The organism is Shewanella zhuhaiensis, assembly GCF_022484835.1.
Classification (GTDB): domain Bacteria; phylum Pseudomonadota; class Gammaproteobacteria; order Enterobacterales; family Shewanellaceae; genus Shewanella; species Shewanella khirikhana.
Genome location: NZ_JAKUDL010000008.1, coordinates 64731 through 84375, shown reverse-complemented (window position 1 = coordinate 84375; position 19645 = coordinate 64731). Strand labels below are relative to the sequence as shown.

The window sequence follows — 19645 nt, the reverse complement described above, 5'->3', positions numbered from 1 at the left end:
CCAACCCCATTACGCCAACCCCATTACATAGTTGCCATTTGCCAGTATTCGAGGCGGCTTTCAGGGTTGGCCACCAGCACTTTGCAGCTTTCTTTGTATTTGGCCATCAGGTTGCCAAGGCTGGAAGAGCCCGCCATGGAAGCAATTTGCTTATCACGGGCGGCCTGCAGCGCGGCCTCAAGATCGCCTTCGCCAAAGTACTTACCGGCCAGCGCATAGGCGTCAGTGGCAGAATGTTTGAGACGGTCACCCACGGCCTGCATTTGCGGCGCATTCATGGCGGCAATGGCCTCAGAGCTGATTTGGTAATAAGCGGTGCAGTCCAGCAGCTCACCTGCCAGCGCCTTTTCGGCTTCGTCAGCCTGGGCAGCGCCAGCGGTAATCGTCAGGGCCAGCGCCAGCAACGCCTGTTTTTTGATGGACATAAGTGTGATTTCCCTCAAAGTTTTTTGGCAAAACTACCGGACGTACGCTCGGCAATCAAGTTCTTTCACACACTGGCGTGTCTGGTCAGGCGAAAGCGTAAATCCTGCTTCACCACGGGCCACTCGGTGTCGAGGATGGAAAACACCACGGTATCGCGAATAGTGCCGTCTTTAAGGATCTTATGGTTTCTCAGCACCCCATCCTGCCGCGCTCCCAAACGGGCGATGGCCTGGCGCGATGCCTGGTTGTGCCAGTGGGTTCGAAATTCCACCGCAATGGCATCGAGCGTCTCGAAGCAATAGCCAAGTAACATCAATTTGGCTTCGGTGTTGATGCCGGTGCGCTGTGCGCTCTTGCCATACCAGGTGTAACCAATTTCCATGCGCCGATTCTCAGGCTCGATATTGCAGATGCGGGTCGCACCGACAATCTGTCCGCTGGCGCGGGATCGCACGGCAAATGGAATTGCCGAGCCTTCCCGCTGCTGCATCAGCGCCTTTTCCACGTAGGCCTTTACCGCGTCCGGCTCGGGCACACTGGTAAACCACAGCTCCCACAATTTGCCATCGGTGACGGCCAGCTGCAGCGCAGGCACATGGTTCAGGCTCAGGGGCTCTAAAATCACCAGCTCGCCGGACAGGTTTGGTACCGCGGCCTCAGACATGCTCACTCCTTGGACAATGTGTAACGTCAATAAGTATCAGTTGTATCAAATGATTAAGACAAAAGCATGCTCAGATGCAGCCCTGACATCCCCGGACCCAGGATAACGGCGTGACCACACACCCATAACAGCCCGTAAGTGATTGATAACAATCATTATCAATCTTTCGACGGAGTTTAACCCTCAGGCTTTTACCCTATGCTGCACCTATACCCCTAAAGGATCAGCACACCTCTGCCCCCACGCCGCGTCGCCGGTTGCAGTTTAGCTGGCTTCCTCCCGGAGCGGAGTAAGTTCCATAACAAGGAGTTACCATGAAAACCCATCGTCTTTCCCGTATGTCTTCTGCCCTGCGTCCACTGCTGGCCACCTTGCCTGCACTGGCGCTGTTGTCGGCGTGCAGTTCTACTCCCAAGGCCGAAGAAGAAGCCCAGGCGGAGGCGAGTGCCGACACCAAAGTGGCTCAGCGTTCGCTGGCATCTTTCTCCAAACCTGCCAGTGAGCAGGCCTGTTACGACAGAGCCAAAGAACCCTACACTGCACTGGTAGATGCACACTTCCACCCACGCCCATTCGGCGGCGCGGCCATGCCTGCACCTGAGCTGTTTGCCATGTTCGACTCGCTCGGTGTGCGCTTTGTGAACTACTTCGGTATTGGCCAGGTACTGGATCTCAAGTCCGGCTGTACCTACTACCTCGACTGTAAAGGCACTCCTGCCAGCCCCAGTGTGAAGAATGACTTCGTCAACGGCATGGATGTGGTGGCTTACCCCCACGAAAACCTGCACATCACTTTGTCGATGACCTTTATGGATCTGGCCCATCCTGACGATATCGTCAAAACCATCGAGATGTACGACAAAGAATACCCAGGTATGTTCAGCTGGGCCGGTGAGCTCAACGTGATGAAGCAGGCGCTGCTTGGCAACAAGCACGAACCAGCCACCTTCGAGAGCATCGATGCCTGGGCGCCCTTTATGGCCATCCTCAAAGAGCGCAATATTCCGGTGACCCTGCACTCGGATCTGGGTAACAACGCCAACCCAACTGAATTCCTGCCGTTGATGGAATACGTGCTGGCCAAGTACCCCGACAACAAGATTGTCTGGGCTCACATGGGTCTGTCGAAAGAGCTGACCAAGATCCCGCCCAACATGCACGTATCCATCATGCAGGATCTGCTGGATAAGTACCCTAACCTGATGCTGGATATCTCCTGGGATGTGCTCTACAACGCCTATCACCAGTGGGGGCCCATCTTTATCGACTTCTTTAACGCCTACCCAACCCGTATCCTGCCTGGCTCCGACTTCGTTGCCGCCGACAGCAAGGCACGGGATCAGTACGCCAAAGAACTGGAAGTCACCAGCCGCGCCCTCAAATACATGGACGATAACGCCTTCCGCCACATTGCGCTGGGTGAAAACTTCTTCCGTCTGATGAACCTGGATTATCACGCCCCAGAGGTGTGCAAGGCTCCAGGCAAGTAAGGAGATACCATGGCCACTCGCAATCCTCTGCTCGTGGCCTGGCTGCTTTCATCGGCCGTGGCAGTTCCTGCCACGGCTTTTGCACAGCAACAGGCCGGTGACGAGCGCGATCACGAACCCAACCAGCAAAGTGACGTGAACCCCATAGACACCCCGGATACCCACAAGGGTGACTTTCTGGGTGACAGCAGTCTGGTGCTCAAACCCAGAACCTACTATTTGGACCGCGACCGCGATACCAAGGCCGACAGTGTCGGCTGGGCTCTCGGTGGCGCACTGGAATACAAGTCCGGCTGGTTCAACGACTGGCTCAGGTTCAATGCCACGGCTTATACCTCACAAAAACTGTACGGCCCGGACGATAAGGACGGTACCGGCCTGTTCAAACCCGGGCAGGAGAGCTTCAGTGTTTTAGGTGAAGCCAACGTAACCATCCGCTTTGCCGAAAACCACGGAATGCGCATCGGTCGTCAGCGCTTCGAGTTGCCCTACCTTGGCAGCCACGATATCCGCATGGTGCCCAACACCTTTGAAGGGGTTGCCATCGGCAATACCTCACCCACAGGTTTTGGTTACATGGCCGGCTACGTGGACAAGATAAAAGGCAAGAGCGACGATGACTTTATCTCCATGTCGGAAGCTGCCGGAGCCGCCGGAACTGATGAAGGCCTGGGCTTTGCCGGTGCCCGCTACATCAGCGATGCCGGTACCACGGTGGGCGCCATCTACCAGCGCACCTTCGATACCTTCGATACTGTGTTCGCCAAAGTGGAACACCCCTTTGAAATCGTCAAAGGCAGCAGCATCCGCGCCAACCTGCAATACACAGGGCAGCAAAGCAGCGGTGATGAGCTTATTGGCGCCTTTGATACCCAGATGTGGGCGGCCAAGGTTGAGCTGAAGCATGGCCCCTTCGCCTGGCGTTTTGGCGCCAGCACCACAGATGAAGATCACGGCATCATCAAGCCATTCGGTAACCCCGCCAACTACCTGTCCATCATAGTGGACGACTTTGACCGCGCCGGTGAAGACGCCTATATGCTGGGCTTCTCCATGGATTTCGGTCGGGTTGGCCCTGGCGACATGAGCGTGTTTACCAATATCGTCCATGGCGACACCCCTGAAAGCGGCCCTGCTGCCAGCGCCGATGAAACCGAATACGATCTCACCCTCGACTGGCGTTTGAAAGAAGGCTGGAGCGAGCGGGTTTGGGTGCGTATGCGTGCCGCCTATGTGGATCAGGACGATAATTTTGCCGGTGCAGATGACTTCCTCGATTTTAGGGTGATAGTCAACTACGACTTTAATCTGCTGTAACCGAGACAATAAACAGGGAAAGAATGATGAAACCATCACTGATAAGCCTGTTGGTTGGCGCAGCCCTGCTGAGCCCCAATCTGGCGCTTGCTGAAATCACCGATGCCCGGGCCGCGGAAATCGCCAGGGAGCTGGCGGCACTCAAGGCGATGAAAGCCGAGCTGGATGCCAAAAGCCGCGAGTTTGAAAAGCGCATTGAAAGCCTGGAATCGGAAGTCACCGACGCCTCGCCAAAAGCCGCCGCCAGCCTGGCCGCCGCCAATGCAGCTACCAGCGCCAATCAAACTGCGGTTGAGCGCAGCGCCGCCCCGCAAAAACGGCCGCCACCAAAACCTGGCAGCGATACCCCAAAAGCCGGATTCTATGAGCCGGGCAAGGGTTTTGTGGTTGCCCGCGACAGCATGGGCGAGCTGGATATCAGCGCCTTTACCTACGCCCGTTATCTGAATCAACAGGGTTTTGATGACACCTACACCGACAGCTTTGGTCGCACCAGCAATCTGGATCTGCGTAACGACTTGCAGTTCCAGAAAATCACCCTGAACTTCAAGGGCTGGTTGTTCGACCCACGCTTTAAGTACCTGATGTATGCCTGGACATCCAACACCAGCCAGGGCGATCCGGCTCAGGTAGTATTGGGTGGTAACCTCGGCTTCCAGTTCGATGAAGCCTTTAACCTGTACGCAGGGATTGGCGCACTGCCGTCGACCCGCTCGACCAACTACACCTTCCCCAACTGGCTCAAAAACGACCACAGAACCATCGCCGATGAATTCTTTCGTGGCTCCTATACCTCAGGCCTGTGGGCCAGCGGCAAGCTCGCTCCGGGACTGGAGTACCGCGCCATGCTGGGTAACAACTTAAGTCAGCTCGGGGTGAACGCCGCCCAGCTCGATGGCGAGCTAAATACCGTCTCCGGTGCCCTGTGGTGGATGCCAACTACGGGTGAATACGGCCCCGGTCAAGGTCTCGGCGACTACGAGTTCCACGATGAATTTGCCACCCTGTTCGGGGTACATTTCACCCACAGCCGTGAAGATGCTCAGGGCCAGCCCGGCACAGAAGGCTTTGAAAACAGCCAGCTGCGCCTGTCTGACGGTACCCTTATTTTCCGTACTGACCCCTTCGGTACCGGCGGTGATATCCGTAAAGCCACCTACCAGATGGCAGCCATCAACGGCGGCTTCAAATACAAGGGCTGGTCGCTGGAAGCCGAGGTGTATCAGCGCTGGTTGGATGATTTCGTGACCACAGGCCCCATTCCGGTGGATTCGGTGGATGACTCTGGCTTCCAAATTCAGGGCAGCGCCATGGTTATCCCGGGTAAACTGCAGGCCTATGCCGGTTACTCGCAAATCTTTGGTGACTATGGCGATCCCTACGATGTCAGCCTGGGCGTGAACTACTTCCCGCTGGACAGGCGCGAGCTGCGCCTGAACATGCAGGCACTGTATTTGAACGACTCACCCGTAGGTTACTCCAGTGTGCCATTCCAGGTGGGTGCCAACGGCTGGGCCTTCTCGACCGATGTGATTTTGGCCTTCTAAGGCCAAAAATGAAAAAAGGGATGCAGTTGCATCCCTTTTTTATTGTGACTGATTTACGGGCTGAAGGATTTATGCGTTGAAGGATTTATGCGTTGAAGGATTTGGGCGCGCATAAAGGTATTTGCCAGACTACGGCCGTTAAAAGCCGTGCTGACTGCCCGCCACCCGGAACCAACCGGCAATGCTTGCCCGCTCCACCGTGGTTGGCATTACTTCGTGGGGAAAACGCTCCGACAGAAAAATCACCAAACGGCCCATGGTCGGCGCAATCTCTTCAAGCAACGTATCGTCTTCATCGTAAAGTTTCAGGATCCCACCATGCTCAGGCTGCCAGTCCGGATTCATAAAAAACACCGTGGTCAGAATACGGTTCTGACTGCCCTTCAGTGCATCCACATGCTTTTTGTAAAATGCGCCCGGGCGATAGAGGGCATAATGGCTCTCATAGTCAAACAGCCCCATAAACAGGCGGCGATTCAGCCCGTCTTTGAGGGTGTCCATCAGGCTTAAAAAACCATTGTCAGTGGCACAGCCAGGCTCCAGCCAGCGAATACTGTCGCGGCGGATATCAACATTACGGTGCTGTTCATTGCCACGGCCGATACTGGCCGGTTTAAAGGTATCGTCAGCCTCGCTGAACACCTTTTGTCTGAGCTTGAGCACCAATTCGGGCGCAAAGAGACTGTCAATGCAGATATAACCGCGATCGACAAGCGCGTCTGCTACTTCATCGAGCACAGACTCACTGAACTTACAAACCATGATTGCAAGATCCGCACAAAAGCTACGCTTTCGCTGTACTCAAGGGCCCGGGAGGGAGAATGGGCCTATTTTTCGAGGTAGGGCGTCAATACGGCAAAGACACACGCGGGTGTCTTTGCCCCGGAAAACGCGCAAATTTTATGGCAGAACCGGTCGCTTGACAATCAAAATAAATAACCGAATTTCAATCAGTTAAAAGCTTGTAAAGCAGGAGTTCTTCCGCAGGTTCACCAAACTGAATTTTGTGTGAAAATTCAAGGCCAATTTTCTCCAGCAGTCGCCTGGAAGGCAGATTGGCTTCGGTCACTATGGCAACCACCTGATTGATGCCAAAGCGGCTGCGAAGTGTCATGCAGGCGCTGGCCGCCTCCTGCGCGTAACCCTGACCGTAAAATGCAGGCAGCAGTCCATAGCCTATGTCCACGTCAGGCAAGCTATCACGGCGAATAAGGCCGCAGGTGCCGATAAATCGGTCATCTGCAGTCAGGGACACCCGCCACAGGCCAAAGCCGTGGGTGCCATAGCTGTTGATAGGGCCATCCTGCAAATACTGCCTGGCACCCGCTTCATCGCGAATACCGCGGTCACCAATGTTATTGATAAAGTCCTGGGTGTTGACCAGCGCCAGGATCTCCTGCCAATCCTCAGCAGTAAACTCACGCAGCGTCAGTCTCTCGGTTGTAAAAGGTTGCACCTTGCCTCCGGGTATCGAATTTTTGCTTCACAGGCAAAATTTTAAGCTATGACTATACTTTATACCGTTGCGCATGGATATTTGCCCGTTATCGGGAGGGGATTTGGCGATGAAGACAATTTCTCAGGGAAGCAGGCCTTATTACGTCACCGCCGCCATGGTGGCCGCCGAGCTCAATCACACCCTCGCCTGCTGTAAAGAAATCAATCTCACCGCCAGTAATGCCCAGGCCGCCTCAAGCCGGATTGGCAGTGCGGCGCTCGGTTTCAAGGCGCTCACCCACTACATTGATGAGCTGGCGGGCTACACCAAAAGAGCCGCCAACGAAATCAATCAGCTGGCCAAGGATGCCAGCAAGCTGGCAACCCACACCGCCCGCACCGCCACCGCCCTGCACTATTTTCACGCCGCCCGCGATAAAGCCGGTAACGCTGCCTACGCCTACAGCATGGAAGGCGCCATTTATGCCACCGAAGACAACTACGCCAGGCTTGAGAGCGACTTTAATCAGGTGCTCAGCAAAATGCAGGTGCAACTGATGGACTTAAAGCAAAACCTTCGCAGCGCCAATGCGCTCGCCAGCATTTGCCGGGTCGAGGCCTGCCGGGTCGACGGCCGTTTCCAGGCCATTTTTGTGGACGTTGCCAATAAGGTCGATACCGTTGCGGCGCAAATTCGCGAACGCGTCGATACCGCTATTCGCCTGTTTGATTCTCACTGACGTTAAGGATTAATCATGAAAACCCAACTGCTGGTAGAGACGCCAACACACAAGTGGCTGTATTTCGGTCGCGATCCCGAGAAAAACGAAAAAATCATCGACACCAACCAGTATCTGGTCCAAAGCGGCAATCAATCATTACTGATGGATCCGGGCGGCATTGAACTCTTTGCCCCCATGCTGGCGAGTCTGGTACGCCATCTGCCGCTGGAGCAACTGACTTACCTTTTTGCCTCGCATCAGGACCCCGATATCATCTCGTCTCTGGGGCTGTGGGACCAAACCCTGCCCAAAGCCAAACTGTTTGCGCCCTGGCTGTGGGAAGGCTTTATTCGTCACTTCGGCATGAACAACATCAGTTACGAGCCCATCAAGGATAAAGGTGGCAAATTGCTGGTTGGCGAGGTGGAGCTGCAGTTTATTCCGGCCCATTATCTGCACGCCTCGGGCAACTTCCATGTGTACGACCCTGTGGCCAAGGTGCTGATGTCCGGGGATGTGGGCGCCGCACTCGAACCTGCCGAGGCCGATATTTTTGTGGACGACTTTGCCAGCCATGTCAGTAAAATGGACTACTTTCACCGCCGCTGGATGCCGTCAAACCGCGCCAAGAGCAACTGGGTCAGCCGCATGCGCGAGCTGGATATTCAATATATGTGCCCGCAGCACGGGCGGATTTTCAAAGGCCAGCAGGTAAAGCAGTTTCTGGATTGGTTCGATGCGCTGGAAGTGGGTATTGCCCTCTAACAAGGCTGCGCCTTCCGGGCACTGCCGTAGAAGTAATAGCCAGGCTCTGCTGCCCCGGAATAAGGCAAGAAAGCGCCTCACAAACAAATTCATCGCGAAAGACAAAAAGGCCCAAATGGGCCTTTTTTGTTGCTATCTGTGCTTGGCTGCAGCGCTTATCAGGAACTTGCCTACTAACGCAGCAGATACCGCTGTAAGCCACGCCCTGCGGGGCTTTGGTAGCAACACCATTTCAGCGTTATTCAACTGTCGTCGCTATCAAAGCCAGAGCTGTGCGAGGACTTGCTCGCGCCTTTCCTAATTCAGTTACAGATAACGCACGTAAGGGCTTGGGTCCCGCGGCGCCTTGATGGGAGCATCCACCGCTGGCGTGCCCAAATACAAAAAGCCGACGATTTGGTCGTCGTCACCGAGCCCCAACGCCTGATGCACCTTGCGATCGAAGGCAAAATCACCTGTGCGCCAAATGCCGCCAAGTCCCAGCGCAAAGGCGGTCTGCTGCATTGCCATGGCGGCGCAGCCTGCAGCAATTTGCTGTTCGAGTACCGGCACCTTGGGGTGCGCCTGGGTCTTGGCCACCACGGTGATCACCATGGGAGCCCGCTTGGGCATGCCTTCGGCCTTGGTCAAAAACGCCTCATCGCCACCGTTGGCCTTGGCGGCCGCGACAAATATTTCCCCGAGCCGCGACAGTCCCTCAGCTTCGGCAATAATAAACTCCCAGGGATTGAGGGCACCGTGATCTGGCACCCGCACCGCCGCATCCAAAATAAGCTTCAGCTGCGCCGCATCCGGCGCCGGCGCCAACAGCCGTGGACAGGACTGACGGGTAGTCAATAAGGTTAAGGCATCCAATGATTTATCCTCTTTATCATGCATGGCGCCAGCATAGCATGAAAAACGCAAAAATCCCGCCGCCACAGGCGTACGGGATTTTCGGGATGTCCATTGCAGGGGCTTGGCAAGCCCTGTTATGTCAGTCTCTGGTCAGGCCAAAACGCTTGCCCACGTACCAGTCGATACTGGTGTAGCGACCACCGCCCAGGGCGAACAGCGCCAGCAACATGGCAAAATAAGTGATGGCAAACTCGATACCATTATTGAGCACCACAAAGTTGCCGCTGCCGGTGAGATAGTCGTAATTCCCGTATTCCTGCAGTATCTCTTTGGCACGGGACAAGCGCTCGGCGGACTGCATCACCTGCTCATTGGCAAGCCAGCTGGAGGGGTCGGCAATGGCAAGCCAGCCATTTTGCCAGTGCACGGTAAACGCGGCCACCAACATGGTTACCATCAGAGGGATCGAGATAAGACGGGTAAACAGCCCCAGGATCAACAAGATGGCACCCAAAAACTCGGTGCCGGCGGCAAGGCCAGCCATCAGAGACGGAAACGGCAGTCCCAATCCCCAATCGGGATTACCAAACCAGGCGGCGGTATCTTCAAAATGTGCGAGCTTGTTGTAACCGGCCTGCATCAGTACCGGTGCCAGATAGAGCCTGAGAGCCAAAGGGGCAAGGGCGTCGCCAATATAACGGCCCTGGGTGTTGAGCTTTTGAATAAGTTGCAGCATGGGGTCCTCGCAGCCTGGTGTGCGTTATTTGCGTCTGTCGCAACATAAGTTGCCTTGCCTTAAAGACCCGCAGTAGCAGAAGTTTATTTCAGCGGCGCCGAATGTTTATCAAATCAGCGTAGAGGGTTTGAGCTTCCCCGCCCAATCAGGTCATTCCCCGCTAACGGCATCCGATTACTGGGCCGCTTCCTGTGCTAATTCACGCAAGTCTTCTGTCAGGGCGTCATATTCGCGCCACAGCTTCTTACGTTGTTTATCGGACAGATCCCGGTAGATGTCCATCACCAGACGACCAAAGTTCTCCTGATTCACACGAATAGCGTCCTGATGTGCCTGTGAGCGCAGCGTATGCGGCGCCATCATCAATTGGCGCAAACGGCTGGCGAGCAGCTCGGTGTCGCTGCGTTGCCTGAGCGCCTGCTCGAACTGCCTGAGCCATTCGTGGCGGTATTCAAGCCACATATCCAGGGTTGCCAGCCGGGTTGTGTTGGAGTCGTGGATCATCGCCTTTTGCTTGTCGCTCAGCTTGCCAAGCCACTTTTCGGCCCGCTCTTCGAGGCGCTTATCGGAGTCTTTGACCAGTTCTGCCTGGCTCTTACCGGCATACTCGGCCACGGTTTCGGCTTCGTCTTCTTTGAGTTTGGCGATAAGGTGCTCCACCTGCTTGTCAGACAGGCTTTGGATAATCGGCAAAATGCCATCAAACACGTAGTCAAACAGTCTGAACCAATGGGATTGGGCGTAGTTCACATGGTCGGCCCAAAGCGCGGGCGTGAGGGTGTTGGACTGCATCTGGGCTTTGAGGTTATCGAGCTGAGCCACATAGCGAGGCAATTCATCCTTTTGATGCCAAAGGATAAACTCATCCAATACCTTGTCGAACGCCTGCTGCTGGCTTTTATCGAAGCTGACATAGTCGTCCAGCTCCCACTCGATGGCCCAATCCAGGAAGTAGTAGCTCATCTTGGTGGAACATGCCGCCAGAGTAAACACCAGCATCAGGGTAAAAATGACTCGAGATTTCATTGAGGATCCTTCCACATCAGTCTGGCTCAAGGTTACCAAGGGTGGCCAGAGCTGCAAATCCCTCAACTTACCGCTAATTGTAAGTATCTGTAAAACCAAGAAAGATAATTATTGTCACCACTTTGCCCTGCCATTAATAGCGCCCAAATGGCGCCAAAGTACCAATGCAGGGCCACCGCATCGACAATCAGTGGTGCATCGCTTTGGTCGAGTTGCGGGTGAAAATCGAGATACGCATGAACCAGCGACGACTGGGCATCGGCAGTCAGCCGATGGGAGGCCAGCACTGCGGCAAGATCCCACAGCGGGTGGGATGCACAGGCATACTCAAAGTCGATGCAATACAGCTTGCCACCGTGGCAGAGCAGGTTATGGGGCGTAAGGTCGCGGTGGCTGTATTGCAAAGCAAACGGCTTATGCTCGATGCGCTGCAGCGCGCCCTGGATCGCCTGCGAGCAAGATGCCAGTTGCCGCTGCGCCCGGCGCCACTCCTGGCAGTGTTGCCAGCGGGGCAAGCCTTCATCCAGCGCCCGCTGGTAATCCTGCCACTGGGCAGCAAAGCCCTTGGGATTGGCGGGGGTTGGCAGCTGTTGTAAGCCTTTTAGAAGCGCGAACAATAAGCCCGCGTCGCTCGTTTCATCTGGACCCGGACAAACACTTTTGCCGGGTGTGCTGAGCGTTGCAAAATGCTTGAAACCTGAGGCGGGAATTTCAGCGTATTTCTGTGGCCAGTCACCCTGTTCGAGCCTGGCTGATAAATAGCAGCGGCCGTCGCCGCTCATCCCCAGCAGCGGCGGCGCCAACCCTGCCCTCGCCGCCAATTGCCAGTTGTCTGCCTCAAAGGTTCGCTGACAAAATGCACTGCTTTCATCGCGATTAATCCGCAGCACCCAGGCTTGGCCTCCGGCCTCAATCAAGGCGTTATCGTTGCTAAGTCCTTGGGTAAGTGCACTGAAGCGCGCCTGCGTCAGCGTCTCTTCACCCAGGATGTGCGCCACAAATGCACGTACCCCCGGGGTTTCCCAGGGGCAGCAGTTGGTAATATCAGCGGTTTGACTCATCATGACTCAAGCGCCAAAGCAGGCTCACGCTGCTCAGCCAGCGCGGCGCGCCAGACAAAGTAACCCGCCACAGCCAGACCCACGTAGAGCACGAACAGCAAAGAGGTCATCATCAGCCCTTTGCTGAGATAGAGATAAATTGATACCACATCTATCACCACCCAGTAGAGCCAGTTCTCGAGCACCTTTTTGGCCACCAGATAAGTGGTCATCACCGCAAAACAGGTGGTGGCCGCATCCAGATACGGGAAAGATGCCTGGGTGTAATTGGCCATCAGATAACCGCAGCCAAGGGATGCCAATGTCGTCAGCGCAATAATAAGCAGATGCCTTGACAGCGGCCAGCTGCTGACCTTCAAGGTGTCGGCATCTTCTTTCTGCCACAGCCAATAGCCATATACGGCCATCGCCATGTAGTACACATTGAGCGCCGACTCCATCAATAGCGCCACTTCGTAAAACAGCACTGTGTAGATGGCTGTACTGGCAAAGGCCGCAGCCCAGCAAAGTCGGTTGCGTCTCATTGCCAGCAGCAGGTAGGCCAGCGCCAACACCACGGCCACGGCTTCCCATACTGACAACGCCTGCATTTCACCAAAAGCGCTGTGCAGGGCGCCGCCAATCCAGCCCCAAAAATCCGCTTGCATGCTTTACTCCGAGTGGGACAAGTCCAGGGCGCCGCCGATGAACTTGCACACAAACACGGCCTTGCCGAACTTCTCATGGGCCGCTTGCATCTCGGTGGCGAGCATGGTCATCACCTCCTGATAGTCGCCCTGAATCTGAGTTGCCATGGCGTTGGTACGACGGGTGATGCCGGGATAGCTGTCCAGGCGACCGATAAACCAGCGGATAGGTTCAAGGTAGTTTTCATGCAAGGGATACATGCTGATTTCAGCGGTGAGTTTCATGTGCTTGTCTCCAACGGCGCCCGCAGGCGCCGGATAAAAGATAAAGTGCCGTCTGGTTTAGAGTCTGACATCCACAGTCAGGCCCACACTGCGTGGGTCGCCATAGCGGATATACTGCTTATCGGCCCAGCCATTGTCTGGCTCGTTACCGAAGTAGAAGCCTCGGACACCATATTGCTCATCGAGCAGGTTACGGCCCCACAGATACACAGACCAGGTATCGCCTTCATAACCGGCACGGGCATTGAGCACAGAGTACGCCTCTGACACTGAGTCATTGGAGTCAGAATAGTAGAACTTGCTCTTGCCATTGGCATTGAGATTGGCGAAAAAGCCGCTGTCACCACGCCAGGTGGCACCCACAGACCAGGTCCAGTTTGGCGCATGGGCCAGCTCACGGCCGCTGAGATCAACCACAGTGCCGTATTTGTCCTGATAGCTGTAATCACCGTACTCGGCCTTGAGGTAGCCCAGACTGCCATAAAAATGCAGATTGTCGGTGGCGTACCAGTTGGCATCGAGCTCGGCGCCATAATTGGTTGAGCTACCGGCATTTTCAGTAAACAGGATAAAACGCTGTGGCCGCTCTGGATCCTGCTGCGATGCAGAAACCTGCTGATCCTGCCTATCCATGAAGAAGACTGCCAGATTGGTGCCCAGGTTGCCATCGAGGAAGCTGGATTTGAGACCTATTTCGTAGTTGTACAGGACTTCGGTATCAAACTCTTTCTTGTCGGCAAACTCGGCCGGCAGCGACATATTAAAACCACCAGCCTTGTAACCACGGGCAATTCGGCCATAGAGGTTATGGCTGTCATTCAGCTGCTTGCCAAGGGCGATATGACCACCCCACATGGTTTCAGACGGGCTGAAGGCATCACCGGCATCATCCACGTAATCGGCATCGCGGCGCTCAACCCGGGCTCCCACCGACAGATTCAGGCCATCGCCAAAGTCGGTATCAAGCTGACCAAATACTGCCAGGTTACGGGCATCGTACTCGGATCGCAGGGTTTCATCAGCCCAGCCGTTGTAGAAAGAGGCGAGATCGTTATCTTCATTCAACTGCATGCCGTAAAGGCCAAGCAGCCAGTCGGTACTGCCGCCCAAAATGCGCCCTTCCTCTTTACTCGCCAGACGAAATTCCTGGGATACCGTAGTGCGATCGCCGCGCTTATCCCAGGTGTAGTCGTACACGCAGGGCTCGGTGCCAATCACATTCCAGTTATCGTCATAGGCTTCGCACTCGCGGCTGGCCCAATATTCTGGGTTGGCCCAGTCACCGTCGTAGGCGTGTCTGTGGTCGGTGCCGGCAAAGCTGGTGAGCGAGGTCAGTTCGGCAGAACTGAAACCGTCGTAATTGAGCTTAAGGCCAATCCCGGTAGTGCGCTGGGCATCCACGCCGGGCTGATCGGTCAGGGTATTAAAGCCGTTGTTGTCCAGCGTCCAGGCATCGTAGCCGTTGTCAAAGTCGGCATGCAGCAGGGTGAAATCCACCTGGGTGTTATCGCTTGCATACCAGCGCACCTTGGTTCTCAGGCTCAGTTCATCACGCTCGTTGGTGTCGGAGCGGTCAAGGAACAGGTTGTCGCGGAAACCATCCTGATTGTGCTGTTGCAGCGACACCCGGTACAAAAGCTCACCCGAGTCCATCATAGGGCCCGAGCTGAAGCCGGAGAAAGTACGCAGATTGTCAGAACCCAGACTCAGCTGAGCGCCGTGCTCAAACTGCTCAGTGGGGTCGTTGCTTTTCAGGTAAATCAAGCCCGCCAGCGCATTGGCGCCATAGCGGGTGCCCTGGGGACCACGCAACACTTCCACCTGCTGCATATCGTACATGGACGACACCATACCAAGGCCAGAAAGATCAATATCATCAATCAGGTAACCCACAGAGGAGTTCGGAGCGCCCTTGTATTCTTCCTGCTCACCCACACCGCGAATTTGGAAATAACGCGGGCGCGAGGTGCCGCCGGACCAGTTGAAGTTGGCCACGGCGCCAAGAATGTCTTCAAAGTGCTGCGCGCCTTCATCTTCAAGCTTCTGCGCATCAATTACGGTGACACTGGAGGGAATTTTTTCAACCGCCAGACCACGGAAATCGGCGGTGACCAGCATCACTTCCATGGGCGCTTCAGCGGCAGGCTCATTGGCCATAGCCACAGGTGACATCACAGATGCCACGGCCAGGGCGACCGGCGCCAGACCAAACAAGGGGAAACGGGAACTGCGGGATGGTGTAAACATGGGGACCTCAACAAAAATGTTTGAGATCCGGCAAGCTCGGAGCGGCAAGAATATACGTTGCTATCTTAGGCCCATTCCTACGCCGGTATCAGCCGGATCAGGTTCTAAGGGTTTGTCGGTAGACATCTCAGTCCGCCTGCGGCGGACACCCCTTGGCACGGCCAATTATACGCTTATCCATCACAAAGATGATACTTTTGTTGCAACGGCTTTGATGAAATTTACCGCAGTGGCGCCATTTTTGTGACCAGCGGCCAGGTGGGATGAATTCGGCCCATAAAAAAACACCGGCCAAGCCGATGTTTTCAGTTATTCACGCGCCGAAGATCAGTTCGAAAACGCCTTACGTACATAGACTTCAAAGCGGCTGGCGCTTTGATTGGGCGCGACACTGCTGACCTGTTGCTGCTGCATGCCATGCAACTTAAGGGACTGCCAGCTTTGGCCTTCCCCTTCAACCAAAATCCCCTGGGCGTCATACCAGCTGAACTTGTATTGCAGCCTGAGATCGGTCGAAACCTTGCTGGCGATGAGCGCCGTCCCTTTGAGCATATCGCCGCTGCCAAGCAGACTGAGATTAGTTACCGAGACTTCGCGGCCAAAAGTGGCGTTATCGACCCGGGTTTCGCCGCTGGAGGCCACAGAAACCCCGGCGGTATGTTTGGCACAGCCTGCCACACCCATGGCCAGCACAGCTGCCAGCAACAATGTCATTCCTTTTTTCATCTTGCCTCCCGATTAACGAATTCCACCAGAGTGCCACGACCTTGCTGAATCCAAGCTTATCGACCTTGCTATCCGCGTTATCAATCGATAAGGAAGTGAGCACGCGCGGTGGCAATCAGCTGCTTACGGTTGGTTTGCCAGCAGTTAATGTTCACATTAGCCACCCTGCGCCCCTGGCGGGTGATGATGCACTCGGCAAAGGTGTCCTTGTGCAGCCCGGCCCGCAGATAGTCGATGGAAAAGTCCACCACCTTGGGCACTCTGGATGTTTGCATGAATACCATCAGCTGCACAATCGCCGACATTTCCATAAAACCGGCAATCACGCCGCCATGGATAGCAGGCAGCACTGGGTTGCCAATGTTGGCGTCCCGCGCCGGCAAACGGCACACCAGTTCATCCCCGAATCGCTCCACCGCCATGCCGATAAAGCGGGCGTAAGGCACCTGCTCCAACAGATGACCAAAGTCATTAAGCTCAGTAACCCGGCGAACGATTTCTTTGACGTCCATGGGCGCTGAGCGGGTGGCTTCGTCCTGACAGTGAGAAAGCTCGGTCACTTCCGGCCCAAGCACTATATCATCTTCAAGCAGGGCGCCGCGGAACTGCTCACCGACCATTTCCGGACTGATGCGCATAAAGGAGCCCACCGCATGGGCGATGGGTTCGTCTATGCTGTCCTGATAGGCAATGGCGCGGGTAAAGGCAATGTTGCTGGATAAGCGATAACACTCGGCAAAGGCATACACAGGCTTGCCGGGTTCGGCCGGACGCATGTAGTCCACCCGCAAATCCAGGGTGGGCGAAATCTCCAGGGTGTTGAATTTCTCCTGGATGGCACACACCACAGCGGTACCACTGGCGGTATCAATCAAGGTGGTGATAACCCCGCCATGGATAACCCCGGTGTCGGGATAACCAATCAGCGCCGGGCTGTAGGGCAGCTCTAGCAGCACGTGGTGCTCACTGCCTTCGAGCACTTCAATCCCCAGACGACGACACTGTGCCAGCTGACTGACAAAGCGCTTGGCCAGGGTCGTCAGCGGGAAAAAATCCGGATTCACTTTCATGGCTTATCGCTTGCTCAGCATAGGGCCCAGCGGCTCGCCGCCCACCAGGTGCATATGGATGTGATACACCTCCTGGCCGCCGTCACTGTTGCAGTTCATGATAAGGCGGTAGCCACTCTGGGCAATGCCTGCCTCGGCCGCAAGCTTGGCTGCCACGGTAAACATACGCCCCAAGGCCAGCTCATCGGATGCCTTTACATCGTTGGCTGTAGGAATAAGGTGATTGGGGATAATCAGAATATGGGTTGGCGCCTTGGGTGCTATATCCCGAAAAGCGGTAACCAGTTCATCCTGATAGAGGATGTCGGCGGGGATTTCGCGGCGGATAATCTTGCTGAAAATGGTTTCTTCGGCCATGGTGAACTCCATATGCTGCCAGGCTTTGCCAATGGCTTGCCCAAATTTGCCCTAACAGGACAGTTTGTTCTAAAAGACAGTTTGCCCTAAAAAAATGATCCGGCTTTCTGCCTGAAATTCAATGGGCTTATGATAGCAAGGCCAGCGGCATTTGGGTAAGCGTCTTTTGGGTGAGTGTCTGCCTTATGCCTTCCATTAGGAAAGGTATTCAAGAGCCACAGCCACACCCATCCAAGGCTTTGCCAAGGCCCACGTTTTTTGGCAGCATGCCAGCATTTAGGAGCGCTCCTTGCTTAGAATCACCAGGACTTAGAATCACCAAGACTTAGAATCACCAGGCGGCAGAGCACTCCCCTTGATTAAAACGCTTTTATCTCGAACAAAATTTAACCACTAAAGATCAACAGCCCCTAGACATCGGGAACCATTATGATCCGTTACAGCATTCTCCCAAGCGATCCCAAAGCCCATCTGTTTGACGTCAGAATCGACATTCCCTCCCCTGCGGCAAACCAGTGTTTATCGCTGCCGGCCTGGATCCCGGGCTCGTACATGATCCGGGATTTTGCCCGCAATCTGATCTCCATCCGAGCCAGCCAAAACGGCGCCCCCGTTGCCCTCAATCAGCTCGATAAACAGCGCTGGCAGCTGGCATGCGCCCAAGGCGAGTCAGTGACAGTGCAGTATCAGGTGTACGCTTTCGATATGTCGGTGCGAAGCGCCCATTTGGATATGAGCCACGGATTTTTCAATGGCTCCAGCGTGTTTCTGGCAGTGGAAGGCCAAACTGAGCAACCGTTACTGGTTTCCATGCAGGCACCTGATTTGTCAGAGCTTGCGCACTGGCGCCTTGCCACAGGTCTTACAAGACGCAGCGGCGATGCCTGGCAATTCGGTGACTTTGTTGCCGACGATTACGATGCCCTGATTGACCATCCGGTAGAGATGGGGGATTTCACCCTGGCGAGTTTTGACGCCTGCGGCGTGCCCCACCACATAGTGCTGACCGGCCGTCACCGCTGCCATATGCCCAGACTTTGCGCCGATTTAAAGGCCATCTGCGAAACCCAAATCCAGCTCTTTGGCGGCAAAGCCCCGTTCGATGAGTACCTGTTTATGACCATGGTGCTGGATAACGGCTTCGGTGGCCTTGAGCACAGAAACTCCACCGCGCTGGTGTGCTCGCGCAAGGACTTACCGCTCACCATGGATGAAGCGGTCAGCAAGGATTACCGCACTTATTTATCCCTTTGCAGCCATGAGTATTTTCATAACTGGAACGTTAAACGCATCAAGCCGGAGGTGTTCCTGCCTTACGCCCTTGAGAGCGAGAGCTACACCCGCCAGTTGTGGGCCTACGAAGGCATTACCTCGTACTATGACGACCTGCTCACCCTGCGCGCAGAACGGGTAAATGCTGAGGCATATCTGGATATGCTGAGCGAAACCATGACCCGGGTGTACCGCGGCAAAGGACGCTTTAAGCAAAGCCTGCGGGATTCAAGCTTCAATGCCTGGACCAAGTTCTACAAGCAGGACGAGAATGCCCAGAATGCCATCGTGAGCTATTACACCAAGGGCGCACTCTTTGCCCTGTATCTTGACCTCACCCTGCGCAAGGAAACAGGCAGCGAAAAGAACATAGACTCTTTGATGCAGCTGCTTTGGCAACGCTTTGGCCTTCAGGGAAAGGGCACCACAGAGACCAGCCACTTTGAGCTGGTAAGTGAACTGCTGGAACGGGATGCCAGCGACATCTTCGCCTATCTGGACAATACCGACGATCTGCCCCTCGAGCTGCTGCTGGCTCACTTTGGGGTGCGGATGGAACTGCGGCCAGCCTCAGGCCAAAGCGATAGCGGCGGCGGCCGTCCCGACACTTTGAAAGTCGCCCTTGGCGCCAAATTCAAACCCGAGACCCTTGGAGTTCGCATTCAAACGGTTGCAGAAGGTGGCAGTGCCCATCAGGCCGGGCTGTCGGTGGGCGATTTGCTGATTGCAGTCGACCATCTGCAGGCTGGCGCCGGACTTGAAAAACAGCTCGAAAGTTATGGTGCTGGCACTGAACTGGCGATTCACTTCCTGCGCCGGGACGAGCTGCATACCGCCACTTTGCATCTTCAGGCGGCGCCGCTGGACACTGTCTCTTTGCACCTTGAGGATAAAGCAGCAGCCGCTGCTTGGCTGGGAGCATAAAAGCCCCCTGGCGCTGAGAGACTTGTTGCAGCAGAAAGACTCCAACGGATCTTCTGTTGCTGCTGAGGCGAATGATGCACATAAAAAAGGCACCCTAAGGGTGCCTTTTT

Annotated in this window: 20 protein-coding genes and 1 riboswitch; of the genes, 6 read left to right on the top strand and 14 right to left on the bottom strand. The window is 55.3% G+C overall.

What is annotated here, in order from left to right:
- Positions 1–23 precede the first annotated feature (23 nt).
- Together MJ923_RS18060 and MJ923_RS18055 are read right to left on the bottom strand one after the other, a co-directional pair.
- Positions 24–425: a hypothetical protein gene (locus tag MJ923_RS18060; protein ID WP_240592285.1), complete on the bottom strand. Its 402-nt coding sequence runs from the start codon at positions 423–425 to the stop codon at positions 24–26.
- Between the two features lie 65 nt (positions 426–490).
- On the bottom strand, positions 491–1090 hold the full coding sequence (locus tag MJ923_RS18055) for a GNAT family N-acetyltransferase (protein ID WP_240592284.1): 600 nt from the start codon (positions 1088–1090) through the stop codon (positions 491–493).
- Positions 1091–1404: 314 nt separating this feature from the next.
- Between MJ923_RS18055 and MJ923_RS18050 the strand changes: the two genes are divergently transcribed.
- Genes MJ923_RS18050 through MJ923_RS18040 form a run of 3 tightly spaced genes read left to right on the top strand, consistent with a single transcriptional unit; the run spans position 1405 to position 5444 of the window.
- Entirely contained in the window at positions 1405–2580 is a 1176-nt protein-coding gene (locus MJ923_RS18050) for an amidohydrolase family protein (RefSeq protein ID WP_240592283.1), read from the top strand.
- Between the two features lie 9 nt (positions 2581–2589).
- Positions 2590–3897, top strand: coding sequence for an OprD family outer membrane porin (locus MJ923_RS18045; RefSeq protein ID WP_240592282.1), 1308 nt, complete (start codon positions 2590–2592; stop codon positions 3895–3897).
- A gap of 26 nt (positions 3898–3923) precedes the next feature.
- Positions 3924–5444 carry an OprO/OprP family phosphate-selective porin gene (locus MJ923_RS18040; RefSeq protein ID WP_240592281.1) on the top strand — a complete coding sequence of 507 codons (1521 nt, stop codon included), beginning with the start codon at positions 3924–3926 and terminating at the stop codon, positions 5442–5444.
- 138 nt (positions 5445–5582) lie between these two features.
- On the opposite strand, the gene MJ923_RS18035 is transcribed toward MJ923_RS18040, so the two are convergent.
- The gene (locus tag MJ923_RS18035; RefSeq protein ID WP_240592280.1) at positions 5583–6206 is read right to left on the bottom strand and encodes a 2OG-Fe(II) oxygenase; all 624 of its coding nucleotides are present in this window, start codon (positions 6204–6206) and stop codon (positions 5583–5585) included.
- A 184-nt stretch (positions 6207–6390) separates the two neighbouring features.
- A complete protein-coding gene (locus tag MJ923_RS18030) occupies positions 6391–6900 on the bottom strand; it encodes a GNAT family N-acetyltransferase (protein ID WP_240592279.1) in 510 nt (169 codons plus the stop codon).
- Positions 6901–7009: 109 nt separating this feature from the next.
- On the opposite strand from MJ923_RS18030, the gene MJ923_RS18025 reads away from it, so the two are divergent.
- Together MJ923_RS18025 and MJ923_RS18020 are read left to right on the top strand one after the other, a co-directional pair.
- Positions 7010–7621 (top strand): chemotaxis protein, encoded by a 612-nt coding sequence (locus MJ923_RS18025; RefSeq protein WP_126166617.1) that lies wholly within the window; start codon positions 7010–7012, stop codon positions 7619–7621.
- A gap of 15 nt (positions 7622–7636) precedes the next feature.
- A complete protein-coding gene (locus tag MJ923_RS18020) occupies positions 7637–8368 on the top strand; it encodes an oxygen-binding di-iron domain-containing protein (RefSeq protein WP_126166616.1) in 732 nt (243 codons plus the stop codon).
- Positions 8369–8674: 306 nt separating this feature from the next.
- Here MJ923_RS18020 and MJ923_RS18015 read toward each other — a convergent pair whose 3' ends face one another.
- The 10 genes from MJ923_RS18015 to hinT form a co-directional block, all read right to left on the bottom strand.
- Positions 8675–9223 (bottom strand): NAD(P)H nitroreductase, encoded by a 549-nt coding sequence (locus tag MJ923_RS18015; RefSeq protein WP_240592278.1) that lies wholly within the window; start codon positions 9221–9223, stop codon positions 8675–8677.
- Between the two features lie 121 nt (positions 9224–9344).
- Positions 9345–9941 carry an HvfX family Cu-binding RiPP maturation protein gene (locus MJ923_RS18010; protein ID WP_240592277.1) on the bottom strand — a complete coding sequence of 199 codons (597 nt, stop codon included), beginning with the start codon at positions 9939–9941 and terminating at the stop codon, positions 9345–9347.
- A gap of 174 nt (positions 9942–10115) precedes the next feature.
- Complete coding sequence (locus tag MJ923_RS18005; RefSeq protein WP_240592276.1) at positions 10116–10967, bottom strand: DUF6279 family lipoprotein; 852 nt, start codon at positions 10965–10967, stop codon at positions 10116–10118.
- A gap of 62 nt (positions 10968–11029) precedes the next feature.
- Positions 11030–12031, bottom strand: coding sequence for a phosphotransferase (locus MJ923_RS18000; protein WP_240592275.1), 1002 nt, complete (start codon positions 12029–12031; stop codon positions 11030–11032).
- Positions 12028–12675, bottom strand: coding sequence for a nicotinamide riboside transporter PnuC (gene pnuC / locus MJ923_RS17995; RefSeq protein WP_240592274.1), 648 nt, complete (start codon positions 12673–12675; stop codon positions 12028–12030). Before pnuC ends, MJ923_RS18000 begins: the two co-directional genes overlap by 4 nt.
- Before the next feature lie 3 nt (positions 12676–12678).
- Entirely contained in the window at positions 12679–12939 is a 261-nt protein-coding gene (locus tag MJ923_RS17990; protein ID WP_240592273.1) for a hypothetical protein, read from the bottom strand.
- Positions 12940–12996: 57 nt separating this feature from the next.
- Positions 12997–15186, bottom strand: a complete 2190-nt coding sequence (locus MJ923_RS17985; protein ID WP_240592272.1) for a TonB-dependent receptor — start codon at positions 15184–15186, stop codon at positions 12997–12999.
- A gap of 57 nt (positions 15187–15243) precedes the next feature.
- A riboswitch (TPP riboswitch) is annotated at positions 15244–15349 on the bottom strand.
- Positions 15350–15513: 164 nt separating this feature from the next.
- Positions 15514–15912: a YcfL family putative periplasmic lipoprotein gene (locus MJ923_RS17980; protein ID WP_240592271.1), complete on the bottom strand. Its 399-nt coding sequence runs from the start codon at positions 15910–15912 to the stop codon at positions 15514–15516.
- 80 nt (positions 15913–15992) lie between these two features.
- Positions 15993–16982, bottom strand: coding sequence for a PaaI family thioesterase (locus tag MJ923_RS20905; protein ID WP_240592270.1), 990 nt, complete (start codon positions 16980–16982; stop codon positions 15993–15995).
- Positions 16983–16985: 3 nt separating this feature from the next.
- Positions 16986–17339, bottom strand: coding sequence for a purine nucleoside phosphoramidase (gene hinT / locus MJ923_RS17970; RefSeq protein WP_126166607.1), 354 nt, complete (start codon positions 17337–17339; stop codon positions 16986–16988).
- Between the two features lie 429 nt (positions 17340–17768).
- Between hinT and MJ923_RS17965 the strand changes: the two genes are divergently transcribed.
- Positions 17769–19535 (top strand): M61 family metallopeptidase, encoded by a 1767-nt coding sequence (locus MJ923_RS17965; RefSeq protein WP_240592269.1) that lies wholly within the window; start codon positions 17769–17771, stop codon positions 19533–19535.
- Positions 19536–19645 lie beyond the last annotated feature (110 nt).